Raw genomic sequence first — 18,191 nt, forward strand, 5'->3', positions numbered from 1 at the left:
TTCCGTCAGACGGACTTCACGACGATGCCGGTGGCTTCGAGCGCGGTGATCTCGTCGGCGGGTGCCGTGGTGTCGGTGACGAGGGTGTGCAGGAGGGTGGCGGGGCCGACGTGGGCGTAGGCGGTGTGGCCGAGCTTGGTGCCGTCCGCGGCGACGATGATGCGGCGGGCGGAGGCGATGGCGGCCTTCTTCACGGCCGCGTCGTCGAGGTCGTAGGCGGTCAGGCCCTCGGCCGCGCTCAGACCGCAGCAGCCCATGACGGCGGTGTCGAAGCGCAGTGCCGACAGGGAGGCGAGGGTGAGGGGACCCGTGAGGGCTCCCTCGGCTGCGCGCGGCTGACCGCCGGGGACCATCAGCGTGGCCGGGCCCGTGGCCTCGCCCAGTACGTGGATGGCCTGCAAGGACAGGGGCATCACCGTGACCGGGCGCCGGCGCAGCAGGTGGGCGATCTCCAGGCAGGTGGTGCCGCTGTCGAGGAGGACGGTCTCGCCGTCGGCGATGAGCGAGGACACCTCGGCCGCGATGCGGCGCTTGGCATCGACGCCCTCGTGGGAACGCAGCGCGAAAGGCGGCTCCTGGCCCCTGAGCAGCAGGGTGCGCGCGCCGCCACGGACGCGCTCCAAGACGCCCTGCGCGGCCAGTACGTCGAGGTCGCGCCGGATGGTCATCTCGGAGGCGCCGGTCAGGTCGGCGAGTTCCTGGACCGTGATCCTTCCCGACTCCCTCACGGCCTGCGCGATCGTCCCGTGCCGGTCTGTGCTGCTCATGACGCGATTGAACACCACCCGAAACGAACATTCAATGTGTGCGAAGTGACAGTTCTCAATCGCGCTGCATGTTCGTTACGGTGGTTTTCATGAATGAACCGCTCCGAGCCGCCCGCGTAGCGACCTTTGTCTACTTCAGTCTCTGCGGCACCCTGATGGGCACCTGGGTGGTGAACATCCCCGCCATCGAGGAGCGCGTCGGCATCAGTCACGCGACGCTCGGGGGACTGCTGGTGCTGCTGGGGCTGGGAGCCTTCGTCGGTATGCAGGTGGCCGGGCGTCTGACCGACTCGCTCGGGGCGCGCGTGGTCGTCCCCGCGACCGGCGTGCTGTCCAGCGCGACCCTGGTACTGCCCGGCATTCCCCAGGAACCGTGGACGCTGGCGGGTGCCCTGCTGGTCTTCGGGTTCTGCAATGGCTGCCTGGACGTGAGCATGAACGCCCACGCCGTGCACGTGGAGAAGGCGTACGGGCGGCCCGTCATGTCGGCCTTCCACGCCACGTTCTCGGTCGGCGGCGTCCTCGCCGCGCTCGTCGGAGCGGGCACCGCGAGCGCCGGCCTGAGCCCTGCCGCGGGCATGGCCGCCATGGGAGCCCTGGGCATCGTGATCGCCCTGGTGACGGCACGCGCCCTGCTGCCGGCCGCGCCCGCCGTTGTCGACCCCAGCCCTTCGCCGGCGGCCGACTCCAAGGAGGAGTCCGGGCCGGCGCCGGCCGCCCGGCAGCGGACCAGCGGGCGCATCTGGATGCTCGCCGCCCTGGCCCTGATGGTCATGCTGTGCGAGGGAGCCGCCAACGACTGGAGCGCGCTGCACCTGAAGGACGTCCTCGGTGCGCCCGCGAGCACCGCCGCCTTCGCGTACGGCACCTTCGCGGCGACCATGACCATCGGCCGGCTGCTCGCCGACCGCCTCGCCGCCCGGTTCGGGTCCATGGCGATCCTGCGCTACGGCGCCGCGACCGCTGCCGTCGGCATCACGATCGTGACCGTCTCCCCGTGGATCTGGGCCGCGTTCGCGGGGTGGGCGCTGTTCGGTCTGGGGCTGTCCGGCTGTGTCCCGCAGCTGTTCAGCGCGGCCGGGCACGCCGACCCCGCCGCCGCGGGGGCCAATGTCTCCCGCGTCGCCGGGCTCGGCTACGTCGGCATGCTCGCCGGCCCCGCCGTCATCGGCTGGCTGACCCACTTCTTCGACCTGAACCACACCTTCGTACTGCTGATCCTGCTGTGTGCGATCACCGCTGGGGCCGCCGGGATCCTGCGCACCGGTTCCGAGCGCACGCCCCGCCCGCGCGAGCCGGCACTCGGCAGCCACTGACCGCCTGTGCGGCACGGCTCACTCCGTGCCGCACAGGCTTCTCCTCCCGCCCCGGCCGTCAGAACCCGGAGGAACCCCCGCCATGTCCACCGCCATGTCCACCGACCGACACATCGTGCTGTTCGACCTCTTCGGGGTCATCGCGCGCCACCAACGCCCGGGCGCCCTGGCGAAGATGGCCGCCCGCTGCCAGGCACCCACCGAAGCGTTCACCACCGCCTACTGGGCCTGCCGCCCGCCGTACGACGCCGGTCAGCAGTCCGCGCCCGAGTACTGGACCGCCGTACTGCGATCGCTGTCCCCGCCACCCTCCCCGTCCCCGTCCCTGTCCGTCGACGCCGGCACGATCGAGGAACTGCGCCTCTGCGACATCGACAGCTGGTCACGCGTGGACAACCGGATGGTCGCCTACGTCCAGTCGCTCCGTGCCGTCACCGAGGTCGCCCTGCTGTCCAACATCCCCTCGGACCACGCGGACGCCTTCCTGGCGGCGCAGCCCTGGCTGCACACCCTGGACCACGTCGCCTTCTCCGGGAAGATCAGGGCGGCCAAGCCCGCCCCGGCGGCCTTCCAGCACTGCGTGATCGCCATGCGGGCCGCCCCGGCCGACTTCCTCTTCGTCGACGACCGCGAGGAGAACGTACGCGCCGCGCGGGCCGTGGGGATGAACGGACACCTCTTCACCGGCCGCGACGAACTGGCGGCCGTCATCGACACCTGGCTGCCCAGCCGACGGCCCACGCGACGGCCCACGCGGAGATGACACCTGACACGAAGAGACCGGGAGCAGGCGTCAGGCGGCGTCGATCAACGCCAGATCCATCGGTACAAGCGTGGTCGACGTCAGCAGGGCCCGGATCAGGTTGTCGTTGAGGGCGTTGCCCACCGGCTCGCCTAGTTCCTCGCGGGTCAGCCAGGGGACTCCGTCGCGGGACAGGCGGGTGCGGACGCCGTTGACCAGGTGCTCGACGCGCTTGTCCGTCCAGCCCGCGTGCGGCTGCGACTCGGCGAGCTCGGCCGCGGTCTGCCTCCAGGTCAGGGGCTGCGGCCGGGGCTCGTGCAGCAGGTACCGCCGGCCCAGCACGACGAGGGCGAGCTTCTCCTGCTCGGTCAGGATCCACACCCGGGGCGGGCGGGTGACGTCACCGTGGCGAGGTGCCGGGCGCTCGCCCTCGGGGCCGGTGACGAAGACCTCCAGCAGGTGCTCGCGGCCCCGTGAACCGCCCACGAACAGCGGGGTGTAGCCGGTGTCGAGCGGCAGTGGCTCCTCGCCCCGGAACAGCAGACGGGCCCCGGCGCACCGGATCGGCAGCCGCCCGGCGTTGCTCACCCACCAGCTGCCGTCCCGGTGCGTGAGCGTGCCCTGGTGGCGGCTGAGCTGGGGGTCGTCCTCGCCGAGGCAGACATGTACCTCGGGCCGGTTGCGGCCGAACAGGACCTCCCGCCCGTCCCCGGGCCCCAGCGTCATGCCGCCGGTCAGCGCGAGGGCGAACAGGGTGCCGGGCAGCGGCGCGGACGCGCCCCGGGCGAGGCTCCCGTGGGTGGCGGGCAGGAACCGGCCGCCCGAGGCGGGCATTCCCCGCCCACCCGGGTGCCGCTCCGCCGGACGTCGGTCCCCCGGCCGTCTCCGTGCCATTCCCGGCTCGGTCATGTCACGCTCCCGGCAGTCGCTTCGCGATGTTCCGTACGACGACGGCTGCGAACTCCGTTGCCGTGTCGCACAGTTGACTGTCCGGCTGGGGGGCGTACACGGTCAACTGGAAGAGTTCGGTGGTGGGGTCGCCGGCCGGGTTCCGGTAGACGCGGTGCGGAGTCCGTACGGTGCAGCTGTCGTCCTCGGCCTCGTCCGCGACGAAGTAGCTCTTCGTGCCGGCGACGTCCACCGGCGTTCCGTCGTCGGCGTCCAGGGAGTTGTCCCGGCTGAACTGGATCTCCACCGCGCGGTTGCCGTCGTCGCTCGACCAGTCGCAGTCCCAGGAACCGAAGCCGCGGTCCCGGTTGTCCGTCTCGACGCCGGGAAGCCGCTCCAGCTCGGTGGCGTCGAGGAGCGTGCAAGTATCGAGCCGGGCCAGGGAGTTCGCGGCCGGCGGCGACGAACGCCGGGGGACCGGGCCCTCGGCCAGCACGCCGACCACGCGGTCGGAGGCGGCGTCGGCCAGCCCGCACGGGTCGGGCGCCCCCTTGCCGAACTGCTTCCCGACGACGCGGATCTGCTTGCCGTCGGTGGTCAGGAAGGCCCGTTCGCAGGCATCCCCGTCGCGTTTCAGCGTCACGACCGTGAGGCTGCCGACCAGGCGCGTGGACACGACGCCGTCGAAGTCGTCCCGGTCCGAGTCGAGGTTCACCTCGACGTCCGCGATGTCGTCACCGCTGTTGTTGCGCACCAGGACGTCACACCGGTCGATCTCCCCGTAGTCGGGGTCGAGCGCGGTGTCGCCGAAACGGCTCAGCGAGGCCGCGCCGAGCAGCCCGCAGGGGTCCGCGGTGCGCTCGTCGCCCATGGCACCTGCCTGAGCCGTGGCCGACGGTTTCGCGTCGGCCGCGCCGGTACGGCCGCCCTTGTCGCCCTCGTCCTTCGAGGCCCACGGGCCGAAGAGGACGAGCCCGGCCGTGATCGCGCCCGCCGCGACCAGGGCCACCGCCGTGACCGCCAACGGGTGGTGGCGTCTTCGGCGTACGGGCCGTGGCAGTTGAAGCATGAAGGGCGTGAAGTCGCCCCCGCGGCGCAGGAGTCGGGGCAGCCGGAGCGTGCGGGAGGCGGAGTCCCCGCGACCGTCCCGCATACGGCTGTCGTGCAACTGCTCCTGTATGTGCGGGGGCGGGGGTGCCGCGCGCGTCAGGAGCTGCTGTGCCCTGGCCGCGTCGGGCCGGCGTCGGGGCTCCACCTCCAGCAGGGCGGTGAGCGGGCCGTCCAGCGGTCCGGCCCGGTGCGCGGGCTCGATGTGTCCCTCGACGGCCCGGGCCAGGTACGCCATGGGGTGTTCGGCCTCCCCGTACGGCGACCGGCCCTCGACCGCCGAGAACAGGGAGGCGCCCAGGGAGAACACGTCGGACTTCTCGCCCGCGGGGTGCCCCTTGGCCAACTCCGGTGCCAGATAACGGGGTTTGCCGTGCACACCGCCCGTCGTGCTGTGGGTGGCGTCGCTCCACAGGGCCCGCGAGATCCCGAAGTCGGTCAGTCTCGCGATGCCCTCGTCGGTGACGAGGATGTTCTCCGGCGTCACATCGCCGTGCACCACGCCCTCGTTGTGGGACTTCGCCAGCGCGGCCGCGATCTGGCAGCCGATCGAGCCGGCCTCCTCGGGCGGTATCGGGCCACGCTCCGTCACGAGCTGGGCGAGGCTGCGCGAGGGGACGTACTCCATGATGATCCAGCAGGTGGCGCCCTCGTCGACGAAGTCGAAGACGCCCACGATGTTCGGGTGGTGCAGCCGCCCGGCGTTGCGGGCCTCGCCCATGAGCCGGCGCGCGGCCCGGTCGTCGTCCAGGCGTGCGCACTTGACCGCGACCCGCCGCTCCAGCCGCTCGTCCCAGGCCAGCCAGACGACGCCCATCCCGCCTCTGCCGATGGGCTCCCGCAAGAGATACCGGTCGGCGATCCTGTCCCCGGCCTCCGGCGTCACCAGCACCGCGCCACCCCTCGCCCCACAACCGCCCGCCATGCCAGGTCACGGAGTGTACTCAGCCCGAACTCGGCAGTGATCCGCTTCACCGGACTTCGCGCGGACCCGCTCAGAATCCCCACAGCGAGCCGGGCGGTTCAACTGGCTTGCTCGGCAGCCGTGTTGCTGTGTCACGACTGTGTGACCGCGCTGTTCTGAAGCGAGGACAGGCGTGACCTGTGGGACCCGCGGGGCCTCATAGTGATCACAGAGCGGGAAACGGCGGACACGCCACCGGCTCTCCGCCATCCCGCCCCCGGAAGGAATCCCCCGTGATGAACCGCCGCCTGCGCCAGGCCATCGTCGCCACCGCCGCCCTCACCGCCGGACTGCTCATGACGGCATGTCAGAGCGGCACGGACGACAACTCGTCCGGCAAGAGCTCCGCGGGCTCCGCGACCCCGGTGGCGGCCGCGGACAAGGCGTCCGGCGCCAAGAACTCCAAGGGCGTCAGCGGCTCGTTCAAGAACGGCAAGGTCACCTATCTCGCCCCGGGCAAGTACATCGTGTCCGTGTCGGGCAAGGAGGACCAGCAGTTCTGGGTCGCCGACGACACCGAGGTCTACGGCGTCGGCACCATATGCGGCGAGGCCGGCTCCAAGGTGGACGCGCCGTGCACGCTGGACCAGTTGGAGGCGGCCCTCAAGAAGGGCGCCGTGAACGCCGACGTGGAGATGAAGAACGGCGCCGCGACCCTGGTGACCGAGCGCCGCGCCGCCCAGCAGGACACCGGCTCCGGTTCGGACTCCGGCTCCGACTCCTCCGGGTCGGACTCCGACTCGGGCTCCGGCCGCGACGAGTCGGTCATCGAGGGCGTCGACAAGGGCAAGGGCGTCAACGGAACCTGGTTCGGCAACGTCTCCTACCTGGCGCCGGGCAAGTACACGGTCTCCGACATGAAGGACACCGAGCAGCAGTTCCTCGTCGCCGACGACACCAAGATCATGGGCTACGACGACATCTGCGACGCCGTGAACACCGGGCCGGGCGGCGAGGGCGGCGTCGAGTGCACCGAGGCCCAGCTGGAGGCGGCGGCCAAGAAGGGCTTCTCCGCCGAGGTCGTGATCAGCAACGGCATCGCGACCACCATCACCGACGACCACTGAGCCGCGGGCGCCGACCGGAACGCGCCGACGCCGGATGACGAGGTCGGCCGGTCCCGAACCCACCACGGTTCGGGACCGGCCGACCTCATCCGCGAAGAGCCGTCCGTGGCAGACTGACCGGCCCAGCAGAACTCAGCGACCGGGGGGCCATGTCGACATCGTTCGCGGGCCTCCTTCTGCCGCTGGTGATTCTGGTCGGGACCCTCTGGCTCGCGTGTGTCGTCCTCGGTGTGCATGGCCTGCTCCTCGGACGTATGCCGGGCCGATGGCTGCAGCGCCACGTTCGGCAGCCGAGACTCTGGGGAGCGGGTGCCCTGCTCGTCGCGTACGGCGGGTTCCAGCGTCCGTCGCTGACAGCGGTCGGGATCGGCCTTGTCGCCTTGGGCCACGTGGTGAAGCCGAGTTCGTGACCGGATGTGCCGCGTTCTCAGCCGGCTGCGGCGGGCGGCGTGGGCCGCGCCCGGGTTTCCGTCCCCGTGGGTACGTTGCCGGTGTCGCCGGTACTGCCGGGGGCGAGTCCGCAGGTGCCGGATCTCGATGCACCGTCCTGGCCCGTCAGTTCCACGACGACCTGGCCGTCGGCGTCCTGGCTGTAGGCGATCGTGCAGGTCAGCTGGCGTAGAGCAGTGCTGTCCAGGTCGTTCAGGGCGAGGGGCACGCGGGCCGTGACCCGGCCGGCCGAGGAGGGTCCGATCTTCACGGTTCCGCCGGGGCGGGCCTTGGGGAGGGCGGTGTCCAGGCCCGAGGCCCGGTCCGCCTTCCGCGGACCGGCGAGCAGCGTCAGGACGACCTTCTCCGTCGTCACGGGTTCCGGCGTTTCATCGGAGCCCGGCAGGTCGTATCCGAAGAATTCGCCGCTGGACCCGGCCGGGGACCCGGTGCTCCGGATCACGGGGTTCAGCCCTCCGTCCGGGGCACGGAAGAAGAGCAGCATCTCGTACTCACGGTCGAAGAAGGCCTGGAAGCTGGCCGGACCGCCCGCCTCGATGACATCGGTCTCCTGGATACCGCAGCCGCCGAGCAGCGGTACGACGGCCGCGACGGCGAAGGCCGACACGCGCCGGCGCCTCCGCGCACCCCTCATCCCCCGGTCCCCTCCACGTGAAGCGGTATCTCGACGGCGAAGACGGCACCGCCCCCCGGCCGGTTCCCGGCGTGGATCGTTCCGCCGTGCAGCTTCACGTTCTCCAGGGTGATCGCCAGTCCCAGGCCGCTGCCCGCCGAGCGGGTGCGGGCCGCGTCGGCCTTGTAGAAGCGGTCGAAGATGTGCGGGAGCGCCTCGGGCCGGATACCGGGTCCGCTGTCCGCGACCTCGGTGATCAGCACGGGCGGGCCCGGAGAACGTGCCTCGGTGCGCAGGCATACCGTGACGGGAGCGCCGCCGTGCCGCAGGGCGTTGCCGACGAGGTTGGCGATCACGACGTCGAAGCGGCGCGGGTCGAGCCGGGCCCGGATGCCGTCGGGCAGTTCGGTGCGGATCCGGTCGTCCGTCCAGTGCCGGTTGCCGAGGGTCTTGCGGATGGCCTCGGCCACGTCGACCTCGTCGGCGTTCAGCTCGGCCGCGCGGGCGTCGAAGCGGGAGATCTCCATCAGGTCCTCGACGAGCACGGCGAGCTTTCCGGTCTCCGCGCTGACCAGCCGGACCGCCCGGGCGGTGTCGGCGTCCAGGTCCTCCGCGTCCTCGTCGAGGACCTCGGTGACGGCGAGCATTCCGGCGAGGGGGGTGCGCAGTTCGTGCGAGACGTCGGAGGCGAAGCGGCGGGCGCGTTCCTCGGCCTCGCGCAACTCGCGTACGGAACGCTCCAGTTGACCGGCCGACTCGTTGAAGGTGCGTGCCAGGTCCGCCAGTTCGTCGCTGCCGCGCTCAGGAATCCTGGTGTCGAGTCGGCCGCTGCCCATGTTGAGGGCCGCCTCGCGCAGTTTGCGCACCGGGCGCAGCACGCTGTGCGCGGCGATCAGGCCGGGTATCAGCGAGACGGCGAGGCCGGGCAGGGCGCCGTCCCGGCCCGCGATGAGGAGGGCGTCGACGTTGACCTGCTCGTCGGTCATCCGCATGACGGCGTACAGGACGAGTCCGCTGGGCAGTTCGCTGTACGGGCTCGCCTTGAAGACCATGGGCATGGCGATGGTCAGATAGGGGACGCCGTCCTTGACGACCCGCTCGAAGCTGCCGTTTGGGTTCCGTGCGGCGCGGCGCAGTTCGGGTGTGATGACGGTGGAGACGGGGTTCTCGCCCGAGGAGGCGCGGACCGACCCGTACTCGGCGAACACCACCCAGGGGCGGGGCTTGCCCTTGCGGGCGATGATGCGAAGGAGTTCGTTCAGGCTCTCCCTCTCCTGTACGGGCAGCTCGATGGCCGTCTGCTGGACGTCGTCGCGGAACGAGGTGACCGCCGTGTCCTGGGCGGTCTTGAGCACCGCGTTGCGGGCCTCGCGGTAGGTCAGCGCGGCCGTCGTGCCGGCGCTGACGGCGGCGACCAGCAGGAAGGCGAGCAGCAGCCTCGTACGCAGCCCGAACGCCCTGACCCGCGCCCGCTCGCCGCCTCCGCCGCCTCCGCCGCTGCTCACAGCGGCCCGAAGCGGTAGCCGAAGCCCCGCAGTGTCTGGACGTAACGAGGGCTGCCGACCTCGTCCTCGATCTTGCCGCGCAGCCGGGCGACGCAGGCGTCGACCAGTCGGGCGTCGGCGTGGAAGCTGTGCCCCCAGACGTGCTCCAGGAGTTGCTGCCTGCTGAACACCTGCTCGGGGGCGGCGGAGAGGTGCAGCAGGAGCTTGAGCTCCGAGGGAGCGAGCGCGAGCGGCCGGCCGGCCTTGGTGACGGTCAGCCCGACCCGGTCGACGGTGAGTTCTCCGTAGACCACGATGGCCGGGCGGCCGGGACCGCCGTCGTCGAGGCGGCGCAGTACGGCACGGATCCGGGCCTCGATCACCTCGGGACGGGCGGGCTTGACGATGTAGTCGTCGGCACCGGCCTCCAGGCCGATGACCACGTCGAAGTCGTCGCCGCGCGCGGTGAGCATGATGATCGGCAGCTGGCTGTGGTCGCGGACCTGCCGGCAGACCTGTACGCCGTTCATGCCGGGCAGCATCAGGTCGAGCAGCAGCAGATCGGGGCGGAACTCGGCCATGGCGGCGAGACCGGCCTCGCCGGTCGCGGCCGCCCGTACCTCGTGGCCGCGGCGGCGCAGACCGAGTTCGACCCCCTCGCGTACGGAAGGGTCGTCCTCGATGAGGAGCACGCGGGGCATCGGCGGTTCTCCCTAGGTGCCTGGGTGGTGGTCGGGTCCGGATCCGTCCGCGGGTTCAGGTCCGGGTCCGGGTCAGTCTGCGGCGTACGCCGGAGAGCAGGGCTTCGAGTTCGGCGAGCCGCAGCGGACGGGCGAGCACAGCGAAGGTGAGGACGACAACAGCCGCCCCGGCAGTTGCGGCGACCAGGGCACCGGCTCGTACCGCGCCCAGCACCGCGAGGTGGCCGAGGGCGGTGGCGGGGACGGCGGCGAGCAGCAGCCGCGCGTGGGCGCCGACGGCGGACGAGCGCAGGGGGCGGGCGACGGCGAGCCGGCGGCTCAGCACCAGCCCTGTCACCGCCCAACCAGCGCACAGCGCAAGGGAGTACCCCGCCGCCATGCCCGTCACGGCCCAGCGGGCCGGCAGCAGGTCGGCGGCCAGGGAAAGGCCCGCGTTGAGGGCGACAATCACGAGGTTGAGCAGGAACGGCGTACGGGTGTCGGAGAGCGCGTAGAAGGCGCGGGACAGGACGTACTGGCCGGACAGGGCGATGAGTCCCGGCGCGAAGGCCATCAGGATCCCGGCCATGGCGGCCGTGTCGTCGGCGCCCGTCCTGCCGTATCCGAAGACGAGGGACATCACCGGCTGGGCGAGGGCGAACAGCGCGCAGGCGGCGGGGACGACGGCGGAGGCGCAGACGCGCAGGGCGTGTGAGACGTCTCGGCGTACGGAGTCGGTGTCCCCGTCGGCGGCGGCCGCGCTCATCCGGGGCATCAGCGCGGTCACGACGGAGACCGTGATGATGCCGTGCGGTACGACCCACAGGGCATAGGCGTTGTTGTACGCGCCGTAGCCGGGACCGCCGTCGAGGCCCGCGGTGGTGGCGAGGCGGGTGGTGACCCAGTACGCGGCCTGGTTGGCGAGGACGAGCAGCACCAGCCAGCCGGCCGCGCGCATCGGGCGGGTCAGTCCGCTGCCGCGCCAGTCGAAACGGGGCCGCCAGCGGAAACGGGCCGCACGGAGGGCGGGGACGAGGGCGAGTGCCTGGACGGCGATACCGGCGGTGGTGCCCCAGCCGAGCACGGCGGTCTCGGTCGCGGTGAGCGTGTCGCCGCCGCCCATGGCCAGCGCCAGGTACAGCCCGAACACGGTCATGACGACAAGGTTGTTGAGGACCGGCGCCCACATCATCGCGCCGAACCGGCCCCGGGCGTTGAGTACTTGGCCGAGCAGCGTGAACAGGCCGAGGAAGAAGATCTGTGGCAGGCAGTAGCGGGCGAGAGCGGTGGTCATGGCCGCCTGCGGGCCGGTGTAGTCGGTGTACGCGTCGACAATCGCGGGAGCCGCCCACACCGCCGTCGCGGTGATCGCCAGCAGCGCGACGACGCACACGGTGACAAGCCGGTCGGTGTACGCGGCGCCCCCGTCGGCGTGCTCCTTGGCGGCCTTGACCAGCTCGGGCACGAAGACGGCGTTCAGGGCGCCGCCGAGGAGCAGCATGTAGACGATGGTGGGCAGGGCGTTGCCGACCGCGTAGCCGTCGGCGACCGGCCCGATGGTGCCGAGCGCCGCCGCGACGACGGCGGAGCGGGCGAAGCCGGTGGCCCGGGAGACGATGGATCCGGCGGCCATGACGGCACTGCCGCGGGCCGCCGTCTTCGTCGGTGCGGTGGTGGTCGGGGCCGCCGGTGTCGTATGGGTCATCGGCGGTTCAGGTACGCCTGGAAGGCGCGGTGGAGCGCGTGGTTGGCGCTGCCGGCCAATGCCCTCTCCCATTCCCCCAACGTCTCGACGACCTGCCCCCCGGTGCCGAGCTTCCACCGCAGCAGTCCGTACGTACGTTCCTCAGGATCGAGAGTGGAGGGTACCCCGCGCATGTCGTAGACGTCGGCGCCCTGGGCGTGGGCGTCCAGCAGCATCCGCCACTGCAGGGCGTTGGAGGGGCGGACCTCGCGGCGGTGGTCGGCCGAGGCGCCGGTCTGGTACCAGGCCCGGCGGCCCACCGTGATCATCGTGTGGGCGGCCAGGATCTCGCCCCGGTGACGGGCGAGGTACAGCTTCATCCGGCCCGGTTCCTCGGCGTTGAGTGCCGCGTACTGACGCTCGTAGTAGGCGAGCGAGCGGCCGAGGCGGAAGCCGTCGCGTCGCTCGGTGATGCCCAACAGCCGGTGGAACTCGGGGAGTTCGGCCGCGCTGCCCACGACCACCTCCACGCCCTCCTTCCGGGCCCGGCGAACATTGCGTCGCCACTCCTGGTTGAGCCCGGACCACAGGTCCTCCGGGGTGCGTCCGGCGAGCGGCACCTGGAAGACGTGCCGGGGCTGCGCGTCCCCGTCCCCGCCGGTCCCGTTCCCGCCGGTCCCGTCGCCCCCGCAGCGGCGCCAGCCCCGGGCCCGCAGCCGCTCGGCGACGGCGGTGCCGAGCGGGTCGACCTCACTGGCGAGCACGTCACCGAGGCGCCGGCCCGGTCCGGCGAGCGGCTTGAGCAGGGCCGCCTCCCAGCGCCGGTAGGCGGGCGACGGGCCGATGCGTACGGCGAAGGCGCCCACGCGCCGCAGGTGTTCGAGGAGCGGGCCGAGCCAGCTGTCGACGTCGGGGTCGCTCCAGTCGGCGACGGGCCCCTCGGGCAGGTAGGCGAAGTACTTGCGGGTGCCGGGGAACTGCCGCAGCAGCACCAGGGCCACGCCGGTCAGCCGGCCCGCCTCCGGATCCGGCCCCCAGCCAAGGAGTTGGGCACGCCAGCCCTCCTTGACGTCGGCCCAGGACGGGCACTGGAGGAAACCCGCGCCGAGGGCGGCGCCGGCGGGGGACGCGAGGAAGTCGCGGTAGGTCTCCGCGGTGATGGTCCGCAGGGCCACGCCCGGGTTCCGTGGCCGGGGCACGCGGCTGGGCGGCACGAGCAGCGCTGACACAGTCCGATCCTCTCCTTCTCCCCCGGCCTCTTCGCGGGCCTCTTGGCGGGCCTTTTCGTGAGCCTTTTCGTGGGGTCGCAAAGGATGCTCACAGCGCTCCATGACCGATCCGTCCGGCGAATGTGACCGGACCATGACCGTTCCTCACCAGTCGCCGTCACATAGCTCCACAACGGCTGACCTCGGGTTTTCCGGCTCTACAGTCACGACATCGCCGATTCACCCACCTCGCTTTCGTCCTTCCCGGAGGTCCCGTTGTCCCGGTCGTCCCGCACCCGCGTACTCGCCCATGCCCGCGTCCGGGCCACCGTCGTGGCCGCCGCCACGGCCGCCCTGCTGGCGCCGCTCGCCGCCTGCACCTCGAACGCCGGCGCCCCGGGCACCGAGGCGGACGCCAAGCCGGGCGCCGACGACCGCCCTGTCACGGTCACCGTCACGCCCAAGGGAGAACGGGTCCCGGCGGGCGAGCCCGTGCGGGTCACGGCCGCGGGCGGCCGGCTCACCTCGGTGACCGTCACCGACGCCGAGGGCCACAAGCTCGCCGGGAAGGCCGCCGCCGACGGCGGGTCATGGGTCTCCGACCGCAAGGCCGCACCCGGCGCGAGGTACACGGTGACGACGGCGACGCGAACCGAGGGCGGAACGGCGGGAAGCACCAAGTCCGCCTTCAGCACGGCTCCGGCGGACAAGGTCAACAAGGTCGACTGGCGACCGGGCGACGACGCCACCGTCGGTGTCGCCCAGCCGATCTCCCTGGTCTTCGACAACCCGGTGAAGAACCGGGCCGAGGTCGAGAAGCAGCTCAGGATCACCACCTCGAACAGGACCGAGGGCTCCTGGGGCTGGCTGACCGACTGGTCGGGCCGGGACCGGGTGGACTGGCGGCCCAAGGAGTACTGGAAGCCCGGCACCAAGGTCACGCTGAACGCCGAGCTGAACGGCACCGACTCGGGCACGGCCGGCGGCTGGTTCGTACGCGACTACTCGACCACCTTCACCATCGGCGCCCGGCAGATCGCCAAGGTCGACCTCGACCGCCACCAACTCACCCTTGTACGCGACGGCAAGACGGTCCGTCAGATACCGGTCTCCGGCGGAACGCCTGGCGGTGACAAGCGTTCCTGGCGCGGAACCGCCGTGCTCATGGCCAAGGAGGGCACGATCAACATGAACTCCGAGACGGTGGGCCTGGGCGACGCCTACGACAAGATGGTCGAGCACTCGATGCGGCTGACCTGGTCGGGCATGTACGCGCACGCCGCCCCGTGGAACGCCCGCTACTTCGGCAACTCCAACCAGAGTTCCGGATGCATAGGCATGAGCGACGCGAACGCGGCCTGGTTCTACGGGCAGGTGCGGGCCGGCGACCCGTTCGAGATCACCGGCAAGGACACCAAGGGCGTGGTCGCGCCCGGAAACGGCTTCGGCGCGTGGAACCTCTCGTGGAGCGAGTGGCAGCAGAAGAGCGCGCTGCGCCGAGTTACTTCTTGACGTCCTTCACCGAGGTCGGCCCCAGCTGCTTGGCGCTGGCGTACTCCGGCATCGTCATGGGCTTGTCGAACAGGAAGAACGACTGGTTCGTGCCGACCGTGAACTCCATGTACGCGCCCGTCGTGGCGTCGAAGCCGTAGTACGCGTTGCAGGTGGACCCCGTCGTGTACGTACCGTCCATGCCGGGCTGCGCGAGGACCGCGACGCCGCCGTCGGAGTGCTCCACCTTCTCCGTCGGGGTGAGCATCTTGCAGCGCGGCACCGGCAGGCCCTTCATGATGAAGTACCCGTACTCGCCCTTGGCGTTCTGGATGTAGACGTACGAGAGCTTGCCCCGCTTCCCCCACGTCCTGACCCACTGGTTGATCGCCTCACGGGTCGGCGAGTACTCCATGCGGCCCGCCGGCTGCTGGGCCACCAGGTGGTCGTAGCCCTTCTGCTTGGCCTTGTTCTCCTTGTCCTGGCTGGAGTCGGTGCAGGACGTCAGGGCGAGGCCCACGACGAGCGCGACGACGGGGGCCAGGGCCGTGCGTACGAACTTCCTCATGCGGTGCTGCCCTCTTCCCTTGGACGAGACGGGGATCAGTTGGTGCACGTCGTGCGCTCGGTTTCGGCGTTCAGTTGGTACGGCAGGTCCTTGTCACGGAAGGATGCGCGGTGCTCCCGGGCGGCCTTCGCGTTGTAGGCGTCGATCGACTCGATCCGCGTGGCCTTCAGCGCGGTGACCGACTGGTCGATCCGCGTCGTGCGGGTCTCCGAGGCGGCCTTGCGCTCCTCCTGGAGCACCTGGATCGTCCCCTCGGCGTTCCGCACGGCCTCGCACAGACCGAAGAACTCCTCGTACGTGGTCTGCCGGAACTCGACCGAGCCGGCCGTGTTGTCGCGGTTGTCCCGCTCGTCCGCCTCATCGCGGAACGGGGCGGTGATCCATCCCGCGCCGCCGAAGGCGAACACCCCGATCACGTACACCACCGCCAGGCCGACGACCCCTGCGACGGCCCGAGCGCCCCACCGTGCCCCGTCGCCTACCTGCCCCATGGCCGGCCCCCTTCGCAGGTGGCTCCGCGGCGTGGAACCACCTTCCGCGGAGGAGGACACGGACACCCGCCGAAACGGTTCCGCCGGCGGAACCGGTCCGGACAGGCAGGCCTCAGCGGCTCAATTCCGCCCGCCGGCAGCTCAGTTGTCCGGGAACCACTCCGGGATTGTCCTTGATCGGTAACGGGCGGATCCGGTGGCCGCCGCTCCTCGTCCTTCTTCCTGTTGGTCGCGCGTCGGCCAGGGAATCGGCGAGGAACTGCGGGAAAGCGGGGCGGACATGGCACGGCACGGCGGCGGGCGAGGGTGGTACGGCAAGGTGCTCGGCGCGGCACTGGGGGTGGCGTTGGCCGCCGGGGGTGCGTCGGCGTGGTCCGCGCAGGCCGGTGCGGTGGGCGCCTCGTCGCCGAAGGGGTCCGCGTCGGCCGAGCCGGCCGGTGACGTCAAGCCGGTCGCGATGACCATCGCGCACGCCTCGGACAAGGGGGCGCGCGGCGTCAACATCACCATCGACGACGGCCCCGACCCCGTGTGGACGCCCCAAGTCCTCGACGTACTGCGGGAGTACGGGGTGAAGGCCACGTTCTGCATGGTGGGGACGCAGGCGCAGGCCCACCCGGACCTCGTGAAGAAGGTGGTCGCCGCCGGGCACCGGCTGTGCGACCACTCGGTGTCGCACGACACCACCATGGACAAGAACTCCCAGGCCTACCAGTCGAAGCAGATCCTCGACGCCGAACGCATGATCACCAAGGCGTCCGGGGGCGTACGTCCGATGTACTACCGGGCGCCCGGCGGGGCCTTCACCCCCTACAGCCGCGAACTCGCCGCCTCCCGCGGGATGCGCCCGCTGGGCTGGAACGTGGACAGCAAGGACTTCGAGCGGCCGGGCACGGACGCCATCGTCGCCACCGTCGAGCAGGAGGTGCCGAACGGGCCGACGCTCCTCTTCCACGACGCGGGAGGCGACCGCTCCCAGACCGTCGAGGCCCTGAACCGGATCCTGCCCCGGCTCAAGGCGCAGGGTTACTCCTTCGGCTTCCCGGTGCGCTGACGTCTCACGGTGTTCAGCCGGCGGCCCTGACGGACTCGGGCCGCCGGGTGCCGTGGGGGTTGCGGCGGGCCGCCCGGGGAAGTTCCGGCCGCGCGCTCTACGCCGCGATGACGGCGACGCCCGTCCTGCCCCCGTCGACGTCGACCACGGTTCCGTGCACGAAGGCCGCTTCGTCGCCGGCCAGCCAGACCACGGCATGGGCGATGGCGTCCGGCGTGCCGACGCCGCCGGCCGGGGTGCCCTTCATCATGATCTCGCCCGGATGGGGCTCGCCGCCCTCCGGGGCCGGGGGCAAAATCACCCCCGGTGAGACGGCGTTCACGCGCACGCCCATGGGGCCGAACTCCGCCGCCCATGCCCTCGTGAGGGTCTCCATCGCGCCCTTGGTCGAGCTGTAGAGCGCGCCGACGGGAATGCCCAGGCGCGCGATCCACGAGCCGAGGTTGATGATCGCCCCGCCACCGGACTCCGCCATGGCCGGGACGACGGCGGCGGTGAGGAAGAACGGCGCCTTCACGTTCACTCCGAAGACCTGGTCGAACGTCTTCTCGTCGGTGTCGACGGTTCCGGAGGCCGGGTAGATGCCGGCGTTGTTCACCAGGATGTCGATCCGCCCGCCCAAGGTCTCACGGGCGCGGTCCGCCAGGTCCCTGGAGGCCTCCTTGCTGCCGTCGAGGTCCGCCGCCAGGAAGTCCGCCCGGCCGCCGGACGCGCGAATACCGTCGACGACCCGTGCCCCCCGTTCCCGGTTCCGCCCGGACACGATGACGTGGGCCCCCTCGGCGGCGAACGCCTCGGCGATCGCCTGCCCGATATTGCTGGTCGACCCCGTGACCAGCGCCTTCTTGTTCCGCAGCCGTTCACCCATGACGTGATCTCCCTTGCCTCGCGGTGTGCGGACCACTGTGCGTCCCAGAAAATGGACCAGCAAGTCCAGAATGGATGTACCTTGAGACGCCGGACGAGGAGACGGGGAGACGAGGAGAGGACGCCGGATGCCGCACGCGCCGACCGCGAAGGGCCGCGCCACACGGGCCCGCATCGTCGAGGGGGCCGCCGAGGTGCTGCGCGAGCAGGGTGTCGCCGTCACGACGCTCGACGACATCCGCGGCCGCACCGGCACGAGCAAGAGCCAGCTCTTCCACTACTTCCCCGACGGCAAGGACGAACTGCTGCTGGCCGTGGCCCGGTTCGAGGCCGACCGCGTCCTGGAGGACCAGCAGCCGCACCTGGGCCGTCTCGACTCGTGGGAGTCCTGGCAGCAGTGGCGGGAGCTGGTGGTGGAACGCTATGAACTCCAGGGCGACCACTGCCCCTTGGGTGCACTGTTCCTGCAGGTCGGGCGGTCCCGCCCCGGCGCGCGGGCGATCGTGACCGAGCTGATGCGCCAGTGGCAGCAGCAGCTCGCCCGCGGCATCCGCGCCCTCCAGGCGAAGGGCCTGGTGTCACCGGACCTCGACGTGGACCGGACGGCCGCGGCACTGCTGGCGGGCATCCAGGGAGGCGTGACCATCATGATGTCCACGGGCGACTCGACCCACCTCAGGGCGGCGCTCGACACCGGCATCGCCCACCTGCGCGCGACCACCGGGTGAGACGCGCTCCGCGGCCGAGCGG

At 71.4% G+C, this 18,191-nt stretch carries 18 protein-coding genes; 7 read left to right on the forward strand and 11 right to left on the reverse strand.

What is annotated here, in order from left to right; genetic code table 11:
- Positions 1–5: 5 nt before the first annotated feature.
- Positions 6–767: a DeoR/GlpR family DNA-binding transcription regulator gene (locus ACFWXQ_RS29405; protein WP_383935293.1), complete on the reverse strand. Its 762-nt coding sequence runs from the start codon at positions 765–767 to the stop codon at positions 6–8.
- An 89-nt stretch (positions 768–856) separates the two neighbouring features.
- On the opposite strand from ACFWXQ_RS29405, the gene ACFWXQ_RS29410 reads away from it, so the two are divergent.
- Both ACFWXQ_RS29410 and ACFWXQ_RS29415 read left to right on the forward strand, forming a co-directional pair.
- Positions 857–2,083, forward strand: coding sequence for an MFS transporter (locus ACFWXQ_RS29410; protein WP_383935291.1), 1,227 nt, complete (start codon positions 857–859; stop codon positions 2,081–2,083).
- A gap of 94 nt (positions 2,084–2,177) precedes the next feature.
- Complete coding sequence (locus ACFWXQ_RS29415; RefSeq protein WP_383935475.1) at positions 2,178–2,846, forward strand: HAD-IA family hydrolase; 669 nt, start codon at positions 2,178–2,180, stop codon at positions 2,844–2,846.
- A gap of 30 nt (positions 2,847–2,876) precedes the next feature.
- On the opposite strand, the gene ACFWXQ_RS29420 is transcribed toward ACFWXQ_RS29415, so the two are convergent.
- Positions 2,877–3,734 (reverse strand): FHA domain-containing protein, encoded by an 858-nt coding sequence (locus tag ACFWXQ_RS29420; protein ID WP_383935289.1) that lies wholly within the window; start codon positions 3,732–3,734, stop codon positions 2,877–2,879.
- Position 3,735: 1 nt separating this feature from the next.
- The gene (locus tag ACFWXQ_RS29425) at positions 3,736–5,712 is read right to left on the reverse strand and encodes a serine/threonine-protein kinase (protein ID WP_383935287.1); all 1,977 of its coding nucleotides are present in this window, start codon (positions 5,710–5,712) and stop codon (positions 3,736–3,738) included.
- Between the two features lie 308 nt (positions 5,713–6,020).
- On the opposite strand from ACFWXQ_RS29425, the gene ACFWXQ_RS29430 reads away from it, so the two are divergent.
- Both ACFWXQ_RS29430 and ACFWXQ_RS29435 read left to right on the forward strand, forming a co-directional pair.
- Entirely contained in the window at positions 6,021–6,851 is an 831-nt protein-coding gene (locus ACFWXQ_RS29430; protein WP_383935473.1) for a hypothetical protein, read from the forward strand.
- A gap of 149 nt (positions 6,852–7,000) precedes the next feature.
- Positions 7,001–7,261: a hypothetical protein gene (locus tag ACFWXQ_RS29435; protein ID WP_383935285.1), complete on the forward strand. Its 261-nt coding sequence runs from the start codon at positions 7,001–7,003 to the stop codon at positions 7,259–7,261.
- Between the two features lie 17 nt (positions 7,262–7,278).
- On the opposite strand, the gene ACFWXQ_RS29440 is transcribed toward ACFWXQ_RS29435, so the two are convergent.
- From ACFWXQ_RS29440 to ACFWXQ_RS29460, 5 genes are read right to left on the reverse strand one after another with little or no spacing between them, the layout of a single operon-like run.
- Positions 7,279–7,908, reverse strand: a complete 630-nt coding sequence (locus tag ACFWXQ_RS29440) for a hypothetical protein (RefSeq protein WP_383935283.1) — start codon at positions 7,906–7,908, stop codon at positions 7,279–7,281.
- A 23-nt stretch (positions 7,909–7,931) separates the two neighbouring features.
- Positions 7,932–9,419: an ATP-binding protein gene (locus ACFWXQ_RS29445; protein ID WP_383935281.1), complete on the reverse strand. Its 1,488-nt coding sequence runs from the start codon at positions 9,417–9,419 to the stop codon at positions 7,932–7,934.
- Positions 9,416–10,099 (reverse strand): response regulator, encoded by a 684-nt coding sequence (locus ACFWXQ_RS29450; RefSeq protein ID WP_383935279.1) that lies wholly within the window; start codon positions 10,097–10,099, stop codon positions 9,416–9,418. Before ACFWXQ_RS29450 ends, ACFWXQ_RS29445 begins: the two co-directional genes overlap by 4 nt.
- Before the next feature lie 55 nt (positions 10,100–10,154).
- Complete coding sequence (gene murJ, locus ACFWXQ_RS29455; protein WP_383935277.1) at positions 10,155–11,783, reverse strand: murein biosynthesis integral membrane protein MurJ; 1,629 nt, start codon at positions 11,781–11,783, stop codon at positions 10,155–10,157.
- Positions 11,780–12,991: a lipid II:glycine glycyltransferase FemX gene (locus ACFWXQ_RS29460; RefSeq protein WP_383935275.1), complete on the reverse strand. Its 1,212-nt coding sequence runs from the start codon at positions 12,989–12,991 to the stop codon at positions 11,780–11,782. The genes murJ and ACFWXQ_RS29460 overlap by 4 nt, the downstream gene beginning before the upstream one ends.
- Positions 12,992–13,246: 255 nt before the next feature.
- On the opposite strand from ACFWXQ_RS29460, the gene ACFWXQ_RS29465 reads away from it, so the two are divergent.
- Positions 13,247–14,482 (forward strand): Ig-like domain-containing protein, encoded by a 1,236-nt coding sequence (locus ACFWXQ_RS29465; RefSeq protein WP_386269524.1) that lies wholly within the window; start codon positions 13,247–13,249, stop codon positions 14,480–14,482.
- Here ACFWXQ_RS29465 and ACFWXQ_RS29470 read toward each other — a convergent pair.
- Positions 14,472–15,029, reverse strand: coding sequence for a hypothetical protein (locus ACFWXQ_RS29470; RefSeq protein ID WP_383935271.1), 558 nt, complete (start codon positions 15,027–15,029; stop codon positions 14,472–14,474). The two genes, ACFWXQ_RS29465 and ACFWXQ_RS29470, sit on opposite strands and share 11 nt — an antisense overlap.
- A 35-nt stretch (positions 15,030–15,064) precedes the next feature.
- A complete protein-coding gene (locus tag ACFWXQ_RS29475; protein WP_383935270.1) occupies positions 15,065–15,520 on the reverse strand; it encodes a hypothetical protein in 456 nt (151 codons plus the stop codon).
- A gap of 280 nt (positions 15,521–15,800) precedes the next feature.
- Here ACFWXQ_RS29475 and ACFWXQ_RS29480 point away from each other — a divergent pair, with 280 nt between their 5' ends.
- Positions 15,801–16,574 (forward strand): polysaccharide deacetylase family protein, encoded by a 774-nt coding sequence (locus ACFWXQ_RS29480; protein ID WP_383935268.1) that lies wholly within the window; start codon positions 15,801–15,803, stop codon positions 16,572–16,574.
- Between the two features lie 97 nt (positions 16,575–16,671).
- Here ACFWXQ_RS29480 and ACFWXQ_RS29485 read toward each other — a convergent pair whose 3' ends face one another.
- Positions 16,672–17,442, reverse strand: a complete 771-nt coding sequence (locus tag ACFWXQ_RS29485) for an SDR family NAD(P)-dependent oxidoreductase (protein ID WP_383935266.1) — start codon at positions 17,440–17,442, stop codon at positions 16,672–16,674.
- A 127-nt stretch (positions 17,443–17,569) separates the two neighbouring features.
- On the opposite strand from ACFWXQ_RS29485, the gene ACFWXQ_RS29490 reads away from it, so the two are divergent.
- The gene (locus ACFWXQ_RS29490) at positions 17,570–18,169 is read left to right on the forward strand and encodes a TetR/AcrR family transcriptional regulator (RefSeq protein ID WP_383935264.1); all 600 of its coding nucleotides are present in this window, start codon (positions 17,570–17,572) and stop codon (positions 18,167–18,169) included.
- The last annotated feature ends 22 nt before the right edge of the window (positions 18,170–18,191 follow it).

The organism is Streptomyces sp. NPDC058697 (assembly GCF_042715345.1).
GTDB classification, from domain to species: domain Bacteria; phylum Actinomycetota; class Actinomycetes; order Streptomycetales; family Streptomycetaceae; genus Streptomyces; species Streptomyces liliifuscus.